A 14,822-nucleotide genomic window follows, 5' to 3' on the forward strand; every position below is an offset into this window, starting at 1 on the left:
AAACTTATTCACTTAATTTCCTATCAGAAATTATAAAGTGAAAACAGAACATGAAATACGCAAAAAATATCACAGGGCAGATCCTCAAAATATTTCAAAATCCACCCTGTGATCATATACTCATTTACAAGTGAAAATAATTAATACCCTAAAATATCTACTTCAGCTGCTGAAGCAAATCCATTCTGTCCTTTCGTTACTTCCACTTTTACATACTTTGCAGTAACTGGGGTAAATGTTGCCGTTTTCTTATCACTATTATTTTCCCATGTTCCTGATGATATTTTGTCATACGTAATGCCATCTACACTCGTATAAATATTGTAAGTTAAAATACGGCCATTTTCTGACCAATCTTGCCTTGGAAGATATGCCAATTGTGAAATGGTACGTGTATCACCAAGTTCTAGTGTCAAATTGTAAGGATATTGATTTGGTGTCCAAGTACTATGCCAAAGTGTATCTGTTTTTCCATCTATCGCCTTACTAGCTGAGCCCGTTGATTCCTCACTATTTGCACTTGCCTTCATTATTTTTTTTGACAATACAGCAAGTGGTTTAACAGGTTTAGCATCCGTCGCTTCCCATATAGGTGCAATTAATGTTGGGGTGTTTAAAGCTTCTACTTTTTGTCTCGTTTCTTGTGTTGCTTTCAATCCCCATTTATCAAAGAATGGCAGTACATTTTGTTTTGCTATTTTCGATGTATTGTAAATAAATGCCTGTATTTTATCCTCGTCTGTTTTGGGAAGTTGATCTTCAGGTATCTCACGATATAATTTGTGGAGATTTGGATAAAAATCATCCCCATATGCCAAATGAAGTTGCCAAAGCATAACAAGTTTTACAAACAGGTCGTCAATATTTTTATATTCTTTATTTGTTTGGTTTAAATACGCAAAAGCTCTATTATAATCTCCCTCTGTATCTAAACGTGTTGGTATATTTGGGTATATTTTCTTGAATGCAGCTAATGAATATAGATTATTCGTTACTTCACCCATACCTCTTAAATCATTCCACGTCCATGGATATTGTTGTCGTGCATGTCCCGCTTCATGCATTTGTCCCCATCCAAACTCATTTACATTTAAAGTACTTTTGATAGCTTCACCAGCAGTCGTAAAGACAGCTCCATCCCAACTTGCATACATGCCCCAACTTTGTGCGTTAGGATTTTCTACAAAGGCCCAAATACGACGAGTTGAACGATGTAAAGGATTAGGATCCGTTTCAGATAGCCCTGCTAACTTGTCTTGCGCTCGAATCATATCATCATATTTATTTAATAGGGGCACAGGATCTTGATTTACAATATATTTATTGGCACTATCACGAGTTACAGTTAGTACGGCTCGTTCTGATTTCAATTGTACTGCATGTGCATTTGGATAGTTGTTCATCATGGCAATCCAGTCAGCTTTTGTGTGTTTCCCTAATACAAAGAAAGGAATAGGACTACCGCCTTGCGTTACTTGCACCTTAACTGTTCCTGTGCTTTGAAAATTATCTAACCCTAATACGCCGCCGTTTGGTGAAGAGATAGTATTAGAGCCTGGAGAAAGATCAATTTCTTTTCCCCATTCTTTATCATATTGATGTGTCCCAATAATGGCTCTAATCTTTTGCGTTCCTGATACTGTAATTGTAACCTGTTCATTAGGTTTCAAATATATGCCTGTTGGCATATAATTTTTTTGCTCACTTCTTTTTTCTCTTTTTGCTTCATCCCAAAAACTTCCTGTACCTGGAAGGTCAAACTCTCTTTGTTCAAATTGAGTTGCAGTTTGTGCAGTTTCTGCATGCACATCTAAATTGTGTGACATAATAGGTGCAAATAACGTGGTTGCTAAAATAGCGGATGTTGCAAACACCTTTATAGTTTTTTGTAATCTACAATTCTTTCTGCTGTCCATATAGATCAGTCCTTTCGTTCAAATTCATTAATTACTTATATACGAAATATCAGCTTTTTCATTAATGCCGAAAGTGGATTTTTTAAATTTGCACTTATTAAAAAATTTTGATGATATTTTTAGATGAGTAAAAAAAGCATAGTAACATTTCAAGTTCTCTTCCTGATTAATTTAGAAACACATTACCTTTATTGATTTTTTTAATCACTCCTCCAAGTAAACATTTAAGATAAATGTCCTATCTCAAAGTTCCTTTCCTAATTTTGGGATTACGAATTAAGTATAATTCAAAAATAAAGTTATACAATTGAGAAAAATTAAAATGTTAAAAATTTACACTCTCGCAAAATTTTTAACATTTACTAAAAAATATTTGTTATAGAGAGGAGATTCACATACCCATCAAGCTAAACTTTTGAAATATCCCCAAAACTAAAATTCTATCTCTTCATAATTACTCATAAAAATCCGGTTCAGTTTTCTCGTTTTGTGGCAACAATTAAACTCTTAACTTGATGGGCATGTGGTGTTACCTCTAGGAGATATCTTCATCTAGATAGGATAATATAAACATGAAAAAAGATTGGTAAAGTGGAAACATGTTTGTTTATTGGCAAAATGAATAAAAAGATAGCCCTCTTGCAGATAAATGTAGGGGGTATTTTTGAGCAGTAATTTCGTATCCATGTGTGCGTAAAAATCTTTTCGTTATCGCTCCCTTTGATAGAATCCATGTTCATATAGTTTTTTTTACCCAATTTTTTAAAAATTAAATTTTACGACTTGATAATTCGTTTGAAATGATTTAATCTTATATCAAATGATATGTTTATCTATCAAAAATAACTTTATAAAGAGAAAGGAGTGATTGAGAATGTTAAACGCCACATTGATGGAAAGCCTTTAGGTGCAGCAACATTGAAAAGATTGGGAAGAAATGAGTGAGCTTTCACAATAAAGAACTCTATAATTTGTTGTAGTGTTTGATACCTTCGATTAGATTTTTTGAAAAAAACCAATATTATTTGAATCAAAGTTTAGAAAGTAAATATATGAGTAGTAGAAAAAATCCATTAGTTGTTATCATGTCTTGATGAAAAATGTAAAAAATAGGAAAGATAAATTCTGAGAAAACCTGTTCAGAAAGTATGGTATGAAAGCAGGTTAGTGAGGGGAATTCAAAACCAATTTGATAAAAGCGAGGTAAATAATATGACTTTTGAAGAAAAATTACAAGCATATGCAGAACTTACGGTGAAAATCGGTGTCAATATTCAACCAGGGCAATACTTATTAGTCAATACATCAGTAGATACATTGGATTTCGCCCGTATAGTTGTCAAAGAGGCTTATAAGGCTGGGGCAGGGCGTGTTCATGTTAATTTTTCGGATGAAGAAATGGAACGTGCGTACTTTGATCATGCCTCAGATGAAGAATTTAATCGCTTCCCAGAGTGGATAGTTAAAATGAATGATGAGCTAATCGAACGTAAAGGAGCACTATTAATGATAGATGCTATAGATCCTGATAAATTTACAGGTATTTCATCTGATCGTCTAGTTACCTATCAAAAGGTAGCAGGAGCTGCTCTGAGAAACAATCGCAACGCCGTAATGAAGGATTCAATAGCTTGGTCGATGGTAGCAGTTCCTTCGCCAAAGTGGGCATCGAAGGTGTTCCCGGATTTAGCAGCTGAGGATCAAGTACCAGCATTATGGGAGGCTATTTTTAAAGCTGTTCGTATTGGTGAAGGCAATGCTATTGAAAAATGGCGTGAACATGTAGAGAATTTAGAATCTCGTGCGGTCCTACTGAACAATAAAAAATATATGAAGCTTCACTATACAGCGCCAGGAACTGATTTAACAATTGCATTAGCACCACAGCATAAATGGATTACTGGAGGTGGTAAAACTCCTGATGATACTATCTTTATGGCTAATATGCCGACAGAAGAGGTGTATACGTTACCGATGAAACAAGGGGTAAATGGCTATGTAAGTAATACAAAACCATTAATTTATCAAGGAAATATTATTGACGGCTTTAAACTTACATTTGAAGAAGGAAAAATTGTTAAAGCTGAAGCACAGGTAGGACATGATTTATTACAGGAGCTTATTAATGTGGATGAAGGCTCTTGCTATTTAGGTGAAGTAGCACTTGTACCACATGAATCACCAATTTCAGCATCGGGAATTTTATATTTTAATACATTGTTTGATGAAAATGCATCGAATCATTTAGCGATTGGTAAAGCTTATCCAACTTGCTTAGAGGGTGGAAGAGATTTAGAAAACGATCAGCTTGAAACGTTAGGGGCAAATATTTCAGTAACACATGAGGACTTTATGATTGGTAGCAGAGAGATGGACATCGACGGTATTCTATCAGATGGAACTGTAGAACCAATTTTCCGTAAAGGTAGCTGGGCATTTTAAGTTTTTAATTTGAAGAAAGGAGTAGAGTGGATGAAACGATTAGCATAATCGGTGCAACTATATAGGTGTTTCATCTGCTTTTGCTCAAACTGAAAACTACCTCTTTAATTAGAAGTAAAATGCATGCAAAGGAGATATGCCAATGAATTTCTGGGAAGTTGTTTTGATAGTTGTGAATTTTAGTCTATTAAGTTGGATACTGTTAGTAGGAAGAGAAACGAAAAAGTGGTCTAAATTAGCTACTTTGGTTGCCGTTGTAATGGTTACAGTTCAGCTATTGGCAGAAGGTTTTAGATGGCAGATGATTCCGGCATATGTATCCCCAGTTATCTTAATTTTATGCTATTTATTAACGGTGCGGAAAAAGGGCTTTAGAAGTTCGGGTATATTCATAGTTAAGGCTTCGTTGCTATGTATCTATTTGTCTGTAGCAGTTGCGCTACCCTTACTTATGCCAGTATTTTCATTTGAAGAACCAACTGGCCCACATAGGGTCGGTACGAAGGTATATCATTGGATTGATCATCAGAGAAATGAACCATATTCGAAAAATCCAACCGATCGGCGCGAACTGATGGTGCAAATTTGGTATCCTGCAGCTGAAAAAAGCAAGGGGGATCCAGAACCTTATATTCGTAACATAAATGAGCTCTCCAAGGGATTGGAAAAAACATTGTCCATTCCTGCATTTGCATTCAGCCACATGGAATTGGTAAAGTCTCATTCGTTTATGGATTTACAACTCTCAGACTCAGAGAATCACTATCCCATATTACTTTTCTCTCATGGTTTTAATGGTTTTCGTAATCAAAACACGTTTCAAGTTGAGGAGTTGGCTAGTCAAGGGTACATTGTTCTAAGTATCGATCATACCTTTGATGCTGCAGCTACCGTCTTTCCAGGTGGTCGAACTGCTTACGTACAGCCCATCAATTTAACTGATGAAGGAGATAGCCACATAAAATTATGGGAGGAAGATGTCAGCTTTGTCCTTAATCAGATAGAGAAACTTAACGAAAACGATGAGACCGGTTTCTTTACAGGAAGACTGGATACCTCGCGAATTGGAATGTTTGGCCACTCTTACGGTGGAGCTACCGCAGCACAAATACTTGCAAAAGATTCTCGTGTCAAAGCAGCTATCAATATGGATGGTACATTGTATGGTGAAATCTTGCCTGAAAGTGGCATTGGAAAACCATTTCTGCTCATGAATGCAGAAGAGCCTGATGAAGCAGATCCCTTTGAAGTGAGGGAGCGATACGGACGCGGGTTAGCTGGCGGTGGTATGTCAATGGTCATTCCTCATACGGATCATACAAGCTTTACCGATTTACATTTGTTCTCACCTCTGTTGCAGAGCCCAGGTGAAAATCCAAAGGAAGTTCATCGTATTATTAACGAATTCAGCCTGGCATTTTTTGACCAGTATGTAAAACAGAAGGATGACGGCTCAACCCTTAAAAGGCTGATAACCCAATACCCGGAAGTGAATTTTAAAATAAACCGATAACTTTATGCAGAAAGTAACTCGTACCATTTCCTTTGGCTCTTGTATTTATTACATTAAAGAATTTAATTTCTTCATCGTTATCTAAATAATGAAATGCTAAAAATGAAACATTCAAAGTACTATCAGTTTCAGGAATATAATTCTTTTTGAAAAGCTACATTCAGCAGCTGGACACTTTATTTGAGATTGTTTATTATAATATCAAATGATATATTTATCTATCAAAAATGACGACGTTATACAGAAAAAGGGAGAGATTGACGATGAAGAAAGACTTGTCAGCGTTGAAGGAAGCGAGATTTAATGCAATTCTTGATTCAGCTACTATATTGCTTGTTGAAAATCCTACTGCTTCGATGAATGAAATTGCGGAATATGCGGGAATTGGAATTGCTACACTCCATCGCTACGTCGAAAGCAGGGAGAAATTGATGCTGTTCTTGGGCCATCGGGCTATACAACTGGTAAGTGATACTGTAAACCAGATTCCACTGGATGAGGAAAGAAGCGAAAACTATATCCCGGAACTCATTGAAGCGTTAATCCCTTTAGGTGACAAAATCTATTTTCTAGGTCATGATGCATCTGTATTTAACAACAAAGAATTAGGTGAAGCAGAAGAGAAGCTGAGGGAACCCTTAAGACGCGTTATTGAATTGCTACAACAAAGAGGTTACTTTCAGCAAACAGTTAGCAGTGAATGGATTTTGAATACGCTTTATGCTCTGCTTTTCCATACCTGGGAACAGGTACATGAAGGAAATGTGGCTAAAAAATCTGCTGCAGAGCTTGTTTTAAATACATTTTATTATGGTTTCAAAGCTAAGGATGAATTGAGAGGGAAGTGAACTGATTCAAATCCATGATAATTAATATTAATAATATAGAAAGTGAAAAGGAGCAATAGGATAATGAATAAAATCTCTATTGTAAAGGCTGTTCATCAATCCATTGTCGGCGCCCAGCTAAATGTAATGGCATTGGAATACATGGCGTTTCCACTTGCAGGATCTGAGGAGAAGAACACAGTCGATTGGACATTTTGTAAGCTATGGCGGCAGGAGAACAACCGTTTTAGTCATCAATACGCCTATGAAGCTCAAATGGATGGGAAAACTTTAGGGATGATTACTTGCTATCCCATATCCGTTTTAAATCGTCTTGCCTGGCCCACTTTTAAACAGCTGCTTTCGTTCCGAAAGCTGGGGTTTGTTGTTTATAACATTCTGAATATCAAAATGCTTTATTCCATGTTTACCTTGAAGGAGGGAGAAGATGACGAGTTTCACATCGGCACAATTGCCTTACTGCCCGAAAGTCGAGGACTAGGGATAGGTACCAGACTAATTGAGTTTGCTGAGGAACAAGCTTCGCTGCAAGGCTTTGCCAAATGCTCTCTGACAGTAAAGAAAGAGAACCAACTTGCCATTAAATTGTATCAGAGGATAGGCTACCAGATTACAGGTGAAATCAATAAACCAAAGTTATCGTTGTACAGAATGGTCAAAAACGTAGAACCTTACAACCATTTATAAAAAAGTTGTACAGTATTAGGGTAACGCCACATGCTCATAAACTTAAGGATTCAAAATTACCCCAAAGCGAAAAAATGGACATTTTGTACAAGTTAACACAAAATTTTAGCTTGATAGTGATGGGATGGTGCCTCTATATAAAAAAACACAGTTTACACTCAAACTGTGTTTTTTCGACGTACAATGATTTATCAACATCTCTTGTTATTCTTTAAAATCTGCAACAGAACCAGGATTTCCCCTCAAAGTATAAATTCCAAGGGGAACCGTTTTTTTATTTACTTATATACGTACAGCTGTACCACTGACAGCAACCATTAACATTCCATCACGAACAACTTCGTAATCTACGTCAATACCAACGATAGCGTTCGCACCTTTTTCTTTTGCAAGTTCTTTCATTTCGCCCATTGCAATATCACGAGCGTCTTTTAGCTTACTTTCATAAGCACCAACACGGCCACCGACAACATCACGAACGGAAGCGAATACATCGCGGACAATATTTGCACCCATAATAGCTTCACCATTTACAATATCAATATACTTAATAATCTCTTTACCTTGAATTCCAGAAGTTGTTGTTACAATCATGACTGACACTCTCCTAATATATTATAATTTTTGATTAGCTTTCTTATGCCATAGAAAAAGTATTTTTGGCACCAGAAACAAGTCTAGTTTCTTACAGAATGAAACCAAGGCAATTGTTTAACATGTGTATCGCTATAACATATGCAATGGATCTTTTAGAAATAAGATAAGCCGCAGTAAGTATCAACGATCCAGGTAAATAAATAGCAATATCCGAAAGTTGATTCGTATGAAGAAGTGTAAAAATCATAATCGAAATGATAGATGCAATAGCAGTACCAATATGGTAAGAAAAACGATTTATTAATATGTGGCGAAACACAATTTCTTCAAGTATTGGACCCAGAATACCAAATATAAGCAATGTAAATACAAGAGGTACCTCTGCACCCGTTTCAAGGAGCTGCTCTTGGTTCTCTGGTTGACCAGTTGCTAGAAAATACATAACACACTGTTCCACAATTAACGTAAATAAAACTACCATAGGAATACTTACTATTTTCAAAATTGTCTTCTCTTTAAAATAAGTAAAACTTTCAATAATTTCTTTCCTAAAGCAAATGATTCCTACAATAGCAGGTACAGTAAAACCGATGGCACTAAGAACAAATTCTGATTCAACTAAATTGACATTAGCTAAAAGTGATATGCCAAATAGTATGTACAAGCCAATTTGAAATGGTACAAACAGTGTAAAGATTATTAGCATAATGATTTCTTTTTTATTCATTTTTATAAAGTTCACTGTATTGCCCCCATAATTAAATTACCTATAATTTTTGATTTTTCTTTCTGCATAACGCTCTCCTTCTAAATATATTTATATAAGATTTAAACCGGACGGTTCGGTCCGAATTGAAATCTAATGATACTACAAGTTTCTAGTTTTTTAAACCCTTTTTATAAAGTATTAACAAAATCAAAATGGAAAAAAGCAAATATATTTATATTTCAGTTGCTTTGTTACAATTTAATTCCAGTAATCATTAATGGTTAATCTTTTATAGAATGAAGTGAAAGTGGGAGTAGTTCAAACACTTTAGCTAAACATATTAATAAAAATTATATATAATAATCATAGTCTATACGTTAAAATTAACTATATATTTTTACACCTTCTACGATTGTAGGTGAAATTAGTTGTATAACAGGACTGAATTAAATAATTGGACATGTTAATTTTGACAGAAAATTCATTTGAATGATATAGATACTACAATTTGATTACCTCTTTTCAAACTGTATTGTTTGAGGTTCACATAATATAGGGATGGATAATATATTTTTGTTCCAAACTTATTTATACTTACAAAAAAATTCAAGAAAATAGATGGTAAATATCACCTGGAATATTAAGCTCGTTTTTATTAGGAGGATTACAAAGTATGACTAAAGTTGATAAGATTAAAGAAAAAATTATTGAAACATCTTTATATTTATTTAATACTAATGGGATAACTCGCACATCCATACAGGATATAATGACAGCTACTGAACTACCTAAGGGATCTATTTATCGTAGATTCAAAAGTAAAGAAGAAATTGTCCTTGCTGCCTACGACAAAAGTGGTGAGATTATGTGGAGTCATTTTCATAAAGCAATGGAAAATAAAAAGACAGCAATCGATAAAGTCCTTGCAATTTTCCTTGTATATCAAGATGCAGCTAATAATCCTCCTATTGCTGGAGGCTGTCCATTACTTAATAGCGCAATTGAAAGTACTGGAGTATTTCCAGAATTACAAAAAGCAGCAGCAAAAGGTTATGATGATACAGTAATGTTAATGGCTTCTCTCATAAAAGAAGGAATAGAGAAACAAGAACTTAAAGAAGATATAGATATTATATCGCTCGCTTCTTTTCTTGCATCTTCAATGGAGGGAGCTATTATGGCAAGTCGCGTATCTAACGATAATATACACCACCATTATTTTATTGAACAAATAAAACATCATCTTTTCTCTTATTCTAAATAAGTGAGAACTTGCAGTGTTTCCATCCAATTTTTATAAAGTTAAATTGAATACATACCCCTTATGGACAGTATCTTTTGTTTATGAGGGGTATTTGAATAGATTTTAGCAAAGGTAGTCTTTAGATGATGTTTCATGTTTCTTATTGAACGATTTCATTATATATAATAAGCGTAATAGAAGTTCAGTTAAATAAAATTCGGTAGTCGAATTTTTTTGCATAAAGCTGTATAATGCTTGTAACGAAAGGGAAATACAGGAAGGGATTTGTAATGAGTTACTATGGAAAAAGATAAACAACAATTAAGCGTTGAAGTTGCAAGATTATATTATCAATCAGATTATAGTCAGCAAGAAATTGCTAACAAATTAAATATTTCAAGACCGACGATTTCTAGATTGTTAAAGTACGCGAAAGAAAAAGGGTTTGTTCAAATTAGCATCGCCGATCCATTTGCGGATTTAGATAACGTCGGGAATTTACTGAAAGAAAAGTACAACTTGTTAGAGGCACATGTTGTGTTTTCTCCAGTACCGGAATATGCAACGATTACAGAGTATATAAGTAAATATGCTGCTGAGTATATGGAAAAGACGGTTAAAAACGGTGATATTGTTGGTGTAAGCTGGGGAATGACGATGTATGAAATTGCTAGAAAAATCGTACCGCAACATGTAAAAGGGGTAGAGGTTGTCCAGCTAAAAGGTGGCATTAGTCATTCGAGTGTAAATACATATGCGAATGAGACGATAGCTTTATTTGCAGATGCTTTTCAAACGACGCCAAGAAATCTACCTCTTCCAGTTATATTTGATAATGCAGTGACAAAAGAATTAGTAGAGCAGGATCGACATATTCATCACATTATCGAAATGGGGAAACAAGCGAATATTGCAGTTTTCACTGTAGGAACAGTGCGAGACGAAGCGCTATTATTCCGATTAGGTTATTTCGATAAGGATGAAACAAGTTTACTCAAAAAACAATCAGTCGGTGACATTTGTTCACGTTTCTTTGATGGAGACGGAAATATTAGTAGCGAAGAGATTAATCAGCGTACAATTGGAATTGAGTTAGAGGAACTGAAATTAAAGAAACGCTCTATTTTAGTTGCAGGTGGTAATAGAAAAATAAAAGCAATTGATGGTGCGTTACGTGGCGGGTATGCAAATGTATTAATTATCGATCAGCATACAGCAAAAGAACTGTTACATTATCAAAAAGGTTAGAAATAAAAGGAGTTCTCAAAATTAACATTTTGAGAACTCCTTTTATTTTGTTATGTATGAATGATAGGAGTCTTTTTTGAACACAAATTGCCTTTTTAAAAATAATTATGGATATGGAGATACATACTACCATTGTTAACATAGAAAATTTGATTATATATGAAGTGTTCTTTGTTAGAATGCGCTTTATTTACTACAAGAAAATGCCCTTTAAAAAAGAATGAACAAAATTTCAAAAGTGTATTTACATTTGTTCAAATAAGAGTTAGAATGAAGTTGTTAAAAGATATGAGGAGTGAAGATAATGAACATTGCAAAGTTAATTGACCATACAATTTTAAAAGCTAATACTACTAAAGAAGATGTTATGAAAGTAATCGAAGAAGCAAAGGAATATAAATTCGCTTCTGTTTGTATTAACCCAACATGGGTAAAATTAGCGGCTGATGAACTAGCTGGACATGATGTAGACGTTTGTACTGTAATCGGTTTCCCATTAGGAGCAAGCACTACTGAAACAAAAGCATTTGAAACAAAAGATGCTATCGCAAAAGGTGCAACTGAAGTTGATATGGTAATCAACGTAGGCGCTTTAAAAGATGGTGATAACGAATTTGTTGAAAAAGACATTTATGAAGTAGTACAAGCAGCAAAAGGAAAAGCTCTTGTAAAAGTAATCATTGAAACTTGCCTATTAACAGATGAAGAGAAAGTACGTGCTTGTGAATTATCAGTAAAAGCTGGTGCTGATTTCGTAAAAACTTCAACTGGATTCTCAACTGGCGGAGCAACTGCTGAAGATATCGCATTAATGCGTAAAACAGTAGGACCAAACGTTGGTGTAAAAGCATCTGGCGGTGTTCGTACACGTGAAGATGCAGACAAAATGGTAGCTGCTGGAGCTTCTCGCGTTGGAGCAAGTGCTAGTGTTGCAATCGTATTAAATGATGCAAAAGGTGCTACAGATAACTACTAATCGATAAAAGCTTAAAGCAATAGATATACGTTTAAAGTATATCTATTGCTTTAATAATTGAAAAAAATGTAAGCGGATACGAATGGGAGGAAACGGCTTATGAAATACTTAATCGGTGTTTTTGGCCTCGTATTGATTTTAGGTATCGCTTGGCTTGCTAGTAATGATAGAAAGAAAGTCAAATATCGTCCAATCATAACGATGGTTATATTACAATTCATTTTGGGGTTTCTATTATTAAATACAAGTGTAGGGAATATATTAATTAGCGGAATAGCAGATGGTTTTGGAGAGCTATTAAAATATGCCGCTGACGGTGTGAATTTCGTATTTGGTGGATTAGTAAATCAAAAAGAGTTTTCGTTCTTTTTAAGTGTATTAATGCCAATCGTATTTATATCAGCCTTAATAGGTATTTTGCAACATATTAAAGTATTACCTATTATTGTAAAATCTATCGGTCTAGCATTAAGTAAAGTAAATGGAATGGGGAAACTAGAATCATATAACGCTGTGGCATCGGCGATTTTAGGACAATCGGAAGTATTTATTTCGGTTAAGAAACAACTAGGGTTATTGCCAGAGAAAAGAATGTATACATTATGTGCATCAGCAATGTCTACAGTTTCTATGTCTATCGTTGGATCATATATGGTTTTATTAAAACCACAATATGTTGTAACCGCTTTAGTGCTTAACTTATTCGGTGGCTTCATCATTGCTTCTATCATTAACCCGTATGAAGTTACTGAGGAAGAAGATATGTTAGAAGTACAAGAAGAAGAGAAAAAGACTTTCTTTGAAGTATTAGGGGAATACATTATTGATGGATTTAAAGTTGCGATTACAGTAGCAGCTATGTTAGTCGGTTTCGTTGCTCTTATCGCATTCATTAATGCAGTATTTAAAGGTGTAATCGGTATTTCATTCCAAGAAATTCTTGGTTATGCATTTGCACCATTTGCATTTATTATGGGTGTACCTTGGCATGAAGCAGTTAATGCCGGAAATATTATGGCAACAAAATTAGTATCAAATGAATTTGTCGCTATGACAGATTTAGCACAAGGAAACTTTAATTTCTCAGATAGAACGACAGCGATTATCTCTGTATTCTTAGTTTCATTTGCAAACTTCTCTTCAATTGGGATTATTGCAGGGGCAGTTAAGAGCTTAAATGAAAAGCAAGGGAATGTAGTCGCAAGATTTGGTTTGAAATTACTATTCGGTGCAACATTAGTAAGTTTCTTATCAGCAACAATCGTTGGCTTATTATTTTAATAGATTTATATAATATAAAAAGGAATGGTGATTGTAATGAGAATGGTAGATATTATTGCAAAAAAACGTGACGGCAAAGAATTAACGACTGAAGAAATCAAATTCTTTATTAATGGATATACAGACGGAAGTATTCCTGATTATCAAGTGAGTGCGCTTGCAATGGCAATCTTCTTTAAAGATATGACAGATCGCGAACGTGCAGATTTAACGATGGCGATGGTTGAGTCTGGAGAAACGATCGACTTATCAGCAATTGAAGGAATTAAAGTAGACAAACATTCAACTGGCGGTGTTGGTGATACAACAACATTAGTATTAGGACCGTTAGTAGCTGCTTTAGATGTACCAGTAGCAAAAATGTCTGGTCGTGGTTTAGGACATACAGGCGGAACAATTGATAAATTAGAAGCGGTAGAAGGATTCCACGTTGAAATTACGAAAGAACAATTCATTGATATTGTAAACCGTGACAAAGTAGCTGTTATTGGACAAACAGGAAACTTAACACCTGCAGATAAAAAGATTTATGCATTACGCGACGTAACAGGAACTGTTAACTCAATTCCTTTAATCGCAAGTTCAATTATGAGTAAAAAAATTGCAGCTGGTGCTGACGCAATCGTACTTGATGTAAAAACAGGTGCTGGTGCATTTATGAAAACAGAAGAAGATGCAAAAGAATTAGCACATGCAATGGTACGTATCGGAAATAATGTAGGACGTCAAACTATGGCTGTTATTTCAGATATGTCACAACCACTTGGTTTTGCAATTGGTAACGCTCTAGAAGTGAAAGAAGCGATTGATACGTTAAAAGGTGAAGGTCCAGAAGATTTAACAGAATTAGTACTCGTATTAGGAAGTCAGATGGTCGTACTTGCGAAAAAAGCAAATACATTAGAAGAAGCTCGTGAAATGCTAATTGAAGTGATGAAGAACGGAAAAGCAACTGAGAAGTTTAAAGAGTTCTTAAGCAATCAAGGCGGAGATAGCTCAATTGTAGACAATCCAGAAAAAATGCCACAAGCGAAGTATGTAATTGATGTACCTGCTAAAACCTCAGGTGTTATTTCTAACATTGTTGCAGATGAGATTGGTATTGCAGCTATGTTACTTGGTGCAGGTCGTGCAACGAAGGAAGATGAAATCGATTTAGCAGTAGGATTAATGTTACGTAAAAAAGTTGGCGATGCAGTAAAAGAAGGCGAGCCTTTCGTAACAATCTACGCAAACCGTGAAAATGTAGAAGATGTAAAAGCAAAAATTTATGAGAACATCTCTATCGCTGAAACAGCAGTGGCTCCTAAATTAGTTCATACAGTTATTACTGACTAATGATCATTTCATTTACTTTGAGGG

At 34.9% G+C, this 14,822-nt stretch carries 12 protein-coding genes; 9 read left to right on the forward strand and 3 right to left on the reverse strand.

Features of this window, described 5'->3' with window-relative positions; genetic code table 11:
* Positions 1-140: 140 nt before the first annotated feature.
* Positions 141-1,916, reverse strand: coding sequence for a M60 family metallopeptidase (locus OXT04_RS02575; protein ID WP_097924321.1), 1,776 nt, complete (start codon positions 1,914-1,916; stop codon positions 141-143).
* A 1,212-nt stretch (positions 1,917-3,128) separates the two neighbouring features.
* Here OXT04_RS02575 and OXT04_RS02580 point away from each other — a divergent pair.
* The 4 genes from OXT04_RS02580 (at position 3,129) to OXT04_RS02595 (ending at position 7,406) form a co-directional block, all read left to right on the forward strand.
* Entirely contained in the window at positions 3,129-4,358 is a 1,230-nt protein-coding gene (locus tag OXT04_RS02580) for an aminopeptidase (protein ID WP_061660346.1), read from the forward strand.
* A 142-nt stretch (positions 4,359-4,500) separates the two neighbouring features.
* Positions 4,501-5,871 (forward strand): alpha/beta hydrolase family protein, encoded by a 1,371-nt coding sequence (locus OXT04_RS02585; protein WP_267412723.1) that lies wholly within the window; start codon positions 4,501-4,503, stop codon positions 5,869-5,871.
* A 263-nt stretch (positions 5,872-6,134) separates the two neighbouring features.
* A complete protein-coding gene (locus OXT04_RS02590; RefSeq protein WP_000710981.1) occupies positions 6,135-6,719 on the forward strand; it encodes a TetR/AcrR family transcriptional regulator in 585 nt (194 codons plus the stop codon).
* Between the two features lie 63 nt (positions 6,720-6,782).
* The gene (locus OXT04_RS02595) at positions 6,783-7,406 is read left to right on the forward strand and encodes a GNAT family N-acetyltransferase (protein WP_098014319.1); all 624 of its coding nucleotides are present in this window, start codon (positions 6,783-6,785) and stop codon (positions 7,404-7,406) included.
* Positions 7,407-7,688: 282 nt separating this feature from the next.
* Here the strand turns inward: OXT04_RS02595 and OXT04_RS02600 are convergent, their stop codons facing one another.
* Together OXT04_RS02600 and OXT04_RS02605 are read right to left on the reverse strand one after the other, a co-directional pair.
* Entirely contained in the window at positions 7,689-8,000 is a 312-nt protein-coding gene (locus OXT04_RS02600; protein WP_065228638.1) for a heavy metal-binding domain-containing protein, read from the reverse strand.
* A 91-nt stretch (positions 8,001-8,091) separates the two neighbouring features.
* A complete protein-coding gene (locus OXT04_RS02605) occupies positions 8,092-8,745 on the reverse strand; it encodes a CPBP family intramembrane glutamic endopeptidase (RefSeq protein WP_098014317.1) in 654 nt (217 codons plus the stop codon).
* Positions 8,746-9,385: 640 nt separating this feature from the next.
* Between OXT04_RS02605 and OXT04_RS02610 the strand changes: the two genes are divergently transcribed.
* The 5 genes from OXT04_RS02610 to OXT04_RS02630 all read left to right on the forward strand — a co-directional run bounded on the left by OXT04_RS02610 (position 9,386) and on the right by OXT04_RS02630 (position 14,798).
* Positions 9,386-9,976, forward strand: coding sequence for a TetR/AcrR family transcriptional regulator (locus OXT04_RS02610; RefSeq protein WP_065228640.1), 591 nt, complete (start codon positions 9,386-9,388; stop codon positions 9,974-9,976).
* 279 nt (positions 9,977-10,255) lie between these two features.
* Positions 10,256-11,203, forward strand: a complete 948-nt coding sequence (locus OXT04_RS02615) for a DNA-binding transcriptional repressor DeoR (RefSeq protein WP_000409787.1) — start codon at positions 10,256-10,258, stop codon at positions 11,201-11,203.
* 304 nt (positions 11,204-11,507) lie between these two features.
* Positions 11,508-12,179, forward strand: a complete 672-nt coding sequence (gene deoC / locus OXT04_RS02620) for a deoxyribose-phosphate aldolase (RefSeq protein ID WP_001017440.1) — start codon at positions 11,508-11,510, stop codon at positions 12,177-12,179.
* A 99-nt stretch (positions 12,180-12,278) separates the two neighbouring features.
* Positions 12,279-13,460 (forward strand): NupC/NupG family nucleoside CNT transporter, encoded by a 1,182-nt coding sequence (locus OXT04_RS02625; RefSeq protein WP_000876188.1) that lies wholly within the window; start codon positions 12,279-12,281, stop codon positions 13,458-13,460.
* Between the two features lie 36 nt (positions 13,461-13,496).
* Positions 13,497-14,798 carry a pyrimidine-nucleoside phosphorylase gene (locus tag OXT04_RS02630; RefSeq protein WP_001983022.1) on the forward strand — a complete coding sequence of 434 codons (1,302 nt, stop codon included), beginning with the start codon at positions 13,497-13,499 and terminating at the stop codon, positions 14,796-14,798.
* Positions 14,799-14,822 lie beyond the last annotated feature (24 nt).

Origin of the sequence: Bacillus sp. GC_Bacil_1, from assembly GCF_026540675.1 — a bacterium.
In the GTDB taxonomy this organism is placed as follows: domain Bacteria; phylum Bacillota; class Bacilli; order Bacillales; family Bacillaceae_G; genus Bacillus_A; species Bacillus_A cereus.

Excerpts from the sequence above, each read along its gene's own strand:
- OXT04_RS02590 (WP_000710981.1), top strand. The coding sequence starts at position 6,135 with ATGAAGAAAGACTTGTCAGCGTTGAAGGAAGCGAGATTTAATGCAATT.
- OXT04_RS02625 (WP_000876188.1), top strand. The coding sequence starts at position 12,279 with ATGAAATACTTAATCGGTGTTTTTGGCCTCGTATTGATTTTAGGTATC.
- deoC (WP_001017440.1), top strand. The coding sequence starts at position 11,508 with ATGAACATTGCAAAGTTAATTGACCATACAATTTTAAAAGCTAATACT.
- OXT04_RS02610 (WP_065228640.1), top strand. The coding sequence starts at position 9,386 with ATGACTAAAGTTGATAAGATTAAAGAAAAAATTATTGAAACATCTTTA.
- OXT04_RS02615 (WP_000409787.1), top strand. The coding sequence starts at position 10,256 with ATGGAAAAAGATAAACAACAATTAAGCGTTGAAGTTGCAAGATTATAT.
- OXT04_RS02630 (WP_001983022.1), top strand. The coding sequence starts at position 13,497 with ATGAGAATGGTAGATATTATTGCAAAAAAACGTGACGGCAAAGAATTA.
- OXT04_RS02585 (WP_267412723.1), top strand. The coding sequence starts at position 4,501 with ATGAATTTCTGGGAAGTTGTTTTGATAGTTGTGAATTTTAGTCTATTA.
- OXT04_RS02580 (WP_061660346.1), top strand. The coding sequence starts at position 3,129 with ATGACTTTTGAAGAAAAATTACAAGCATATGCAGAACTTACGGTGAAA.
- OXT04_RS02575 (WP_097924321.1), bottom strand. The coding sequence starts at position 1,916 with ATGGACAGCAGAAAGAATTGTAGATTACAAAAAACTATAAAGGTGTTT.
- OXT04_RS02600 (WP_065228638.1), bottom strand. The coding sequence starts at position 8,000 with ATGATTGTAACAACAACTTCTGGAATTCAAGGTAAAGAGATTATTAAG.
- OXT04_RS02595 (WP_098014319.1), top strand. The coding sequence starts at position 6,783 with ATGAATAAAATCTCTATTGTAAAGGCTGTTCATCAATCCATTGTCGGC.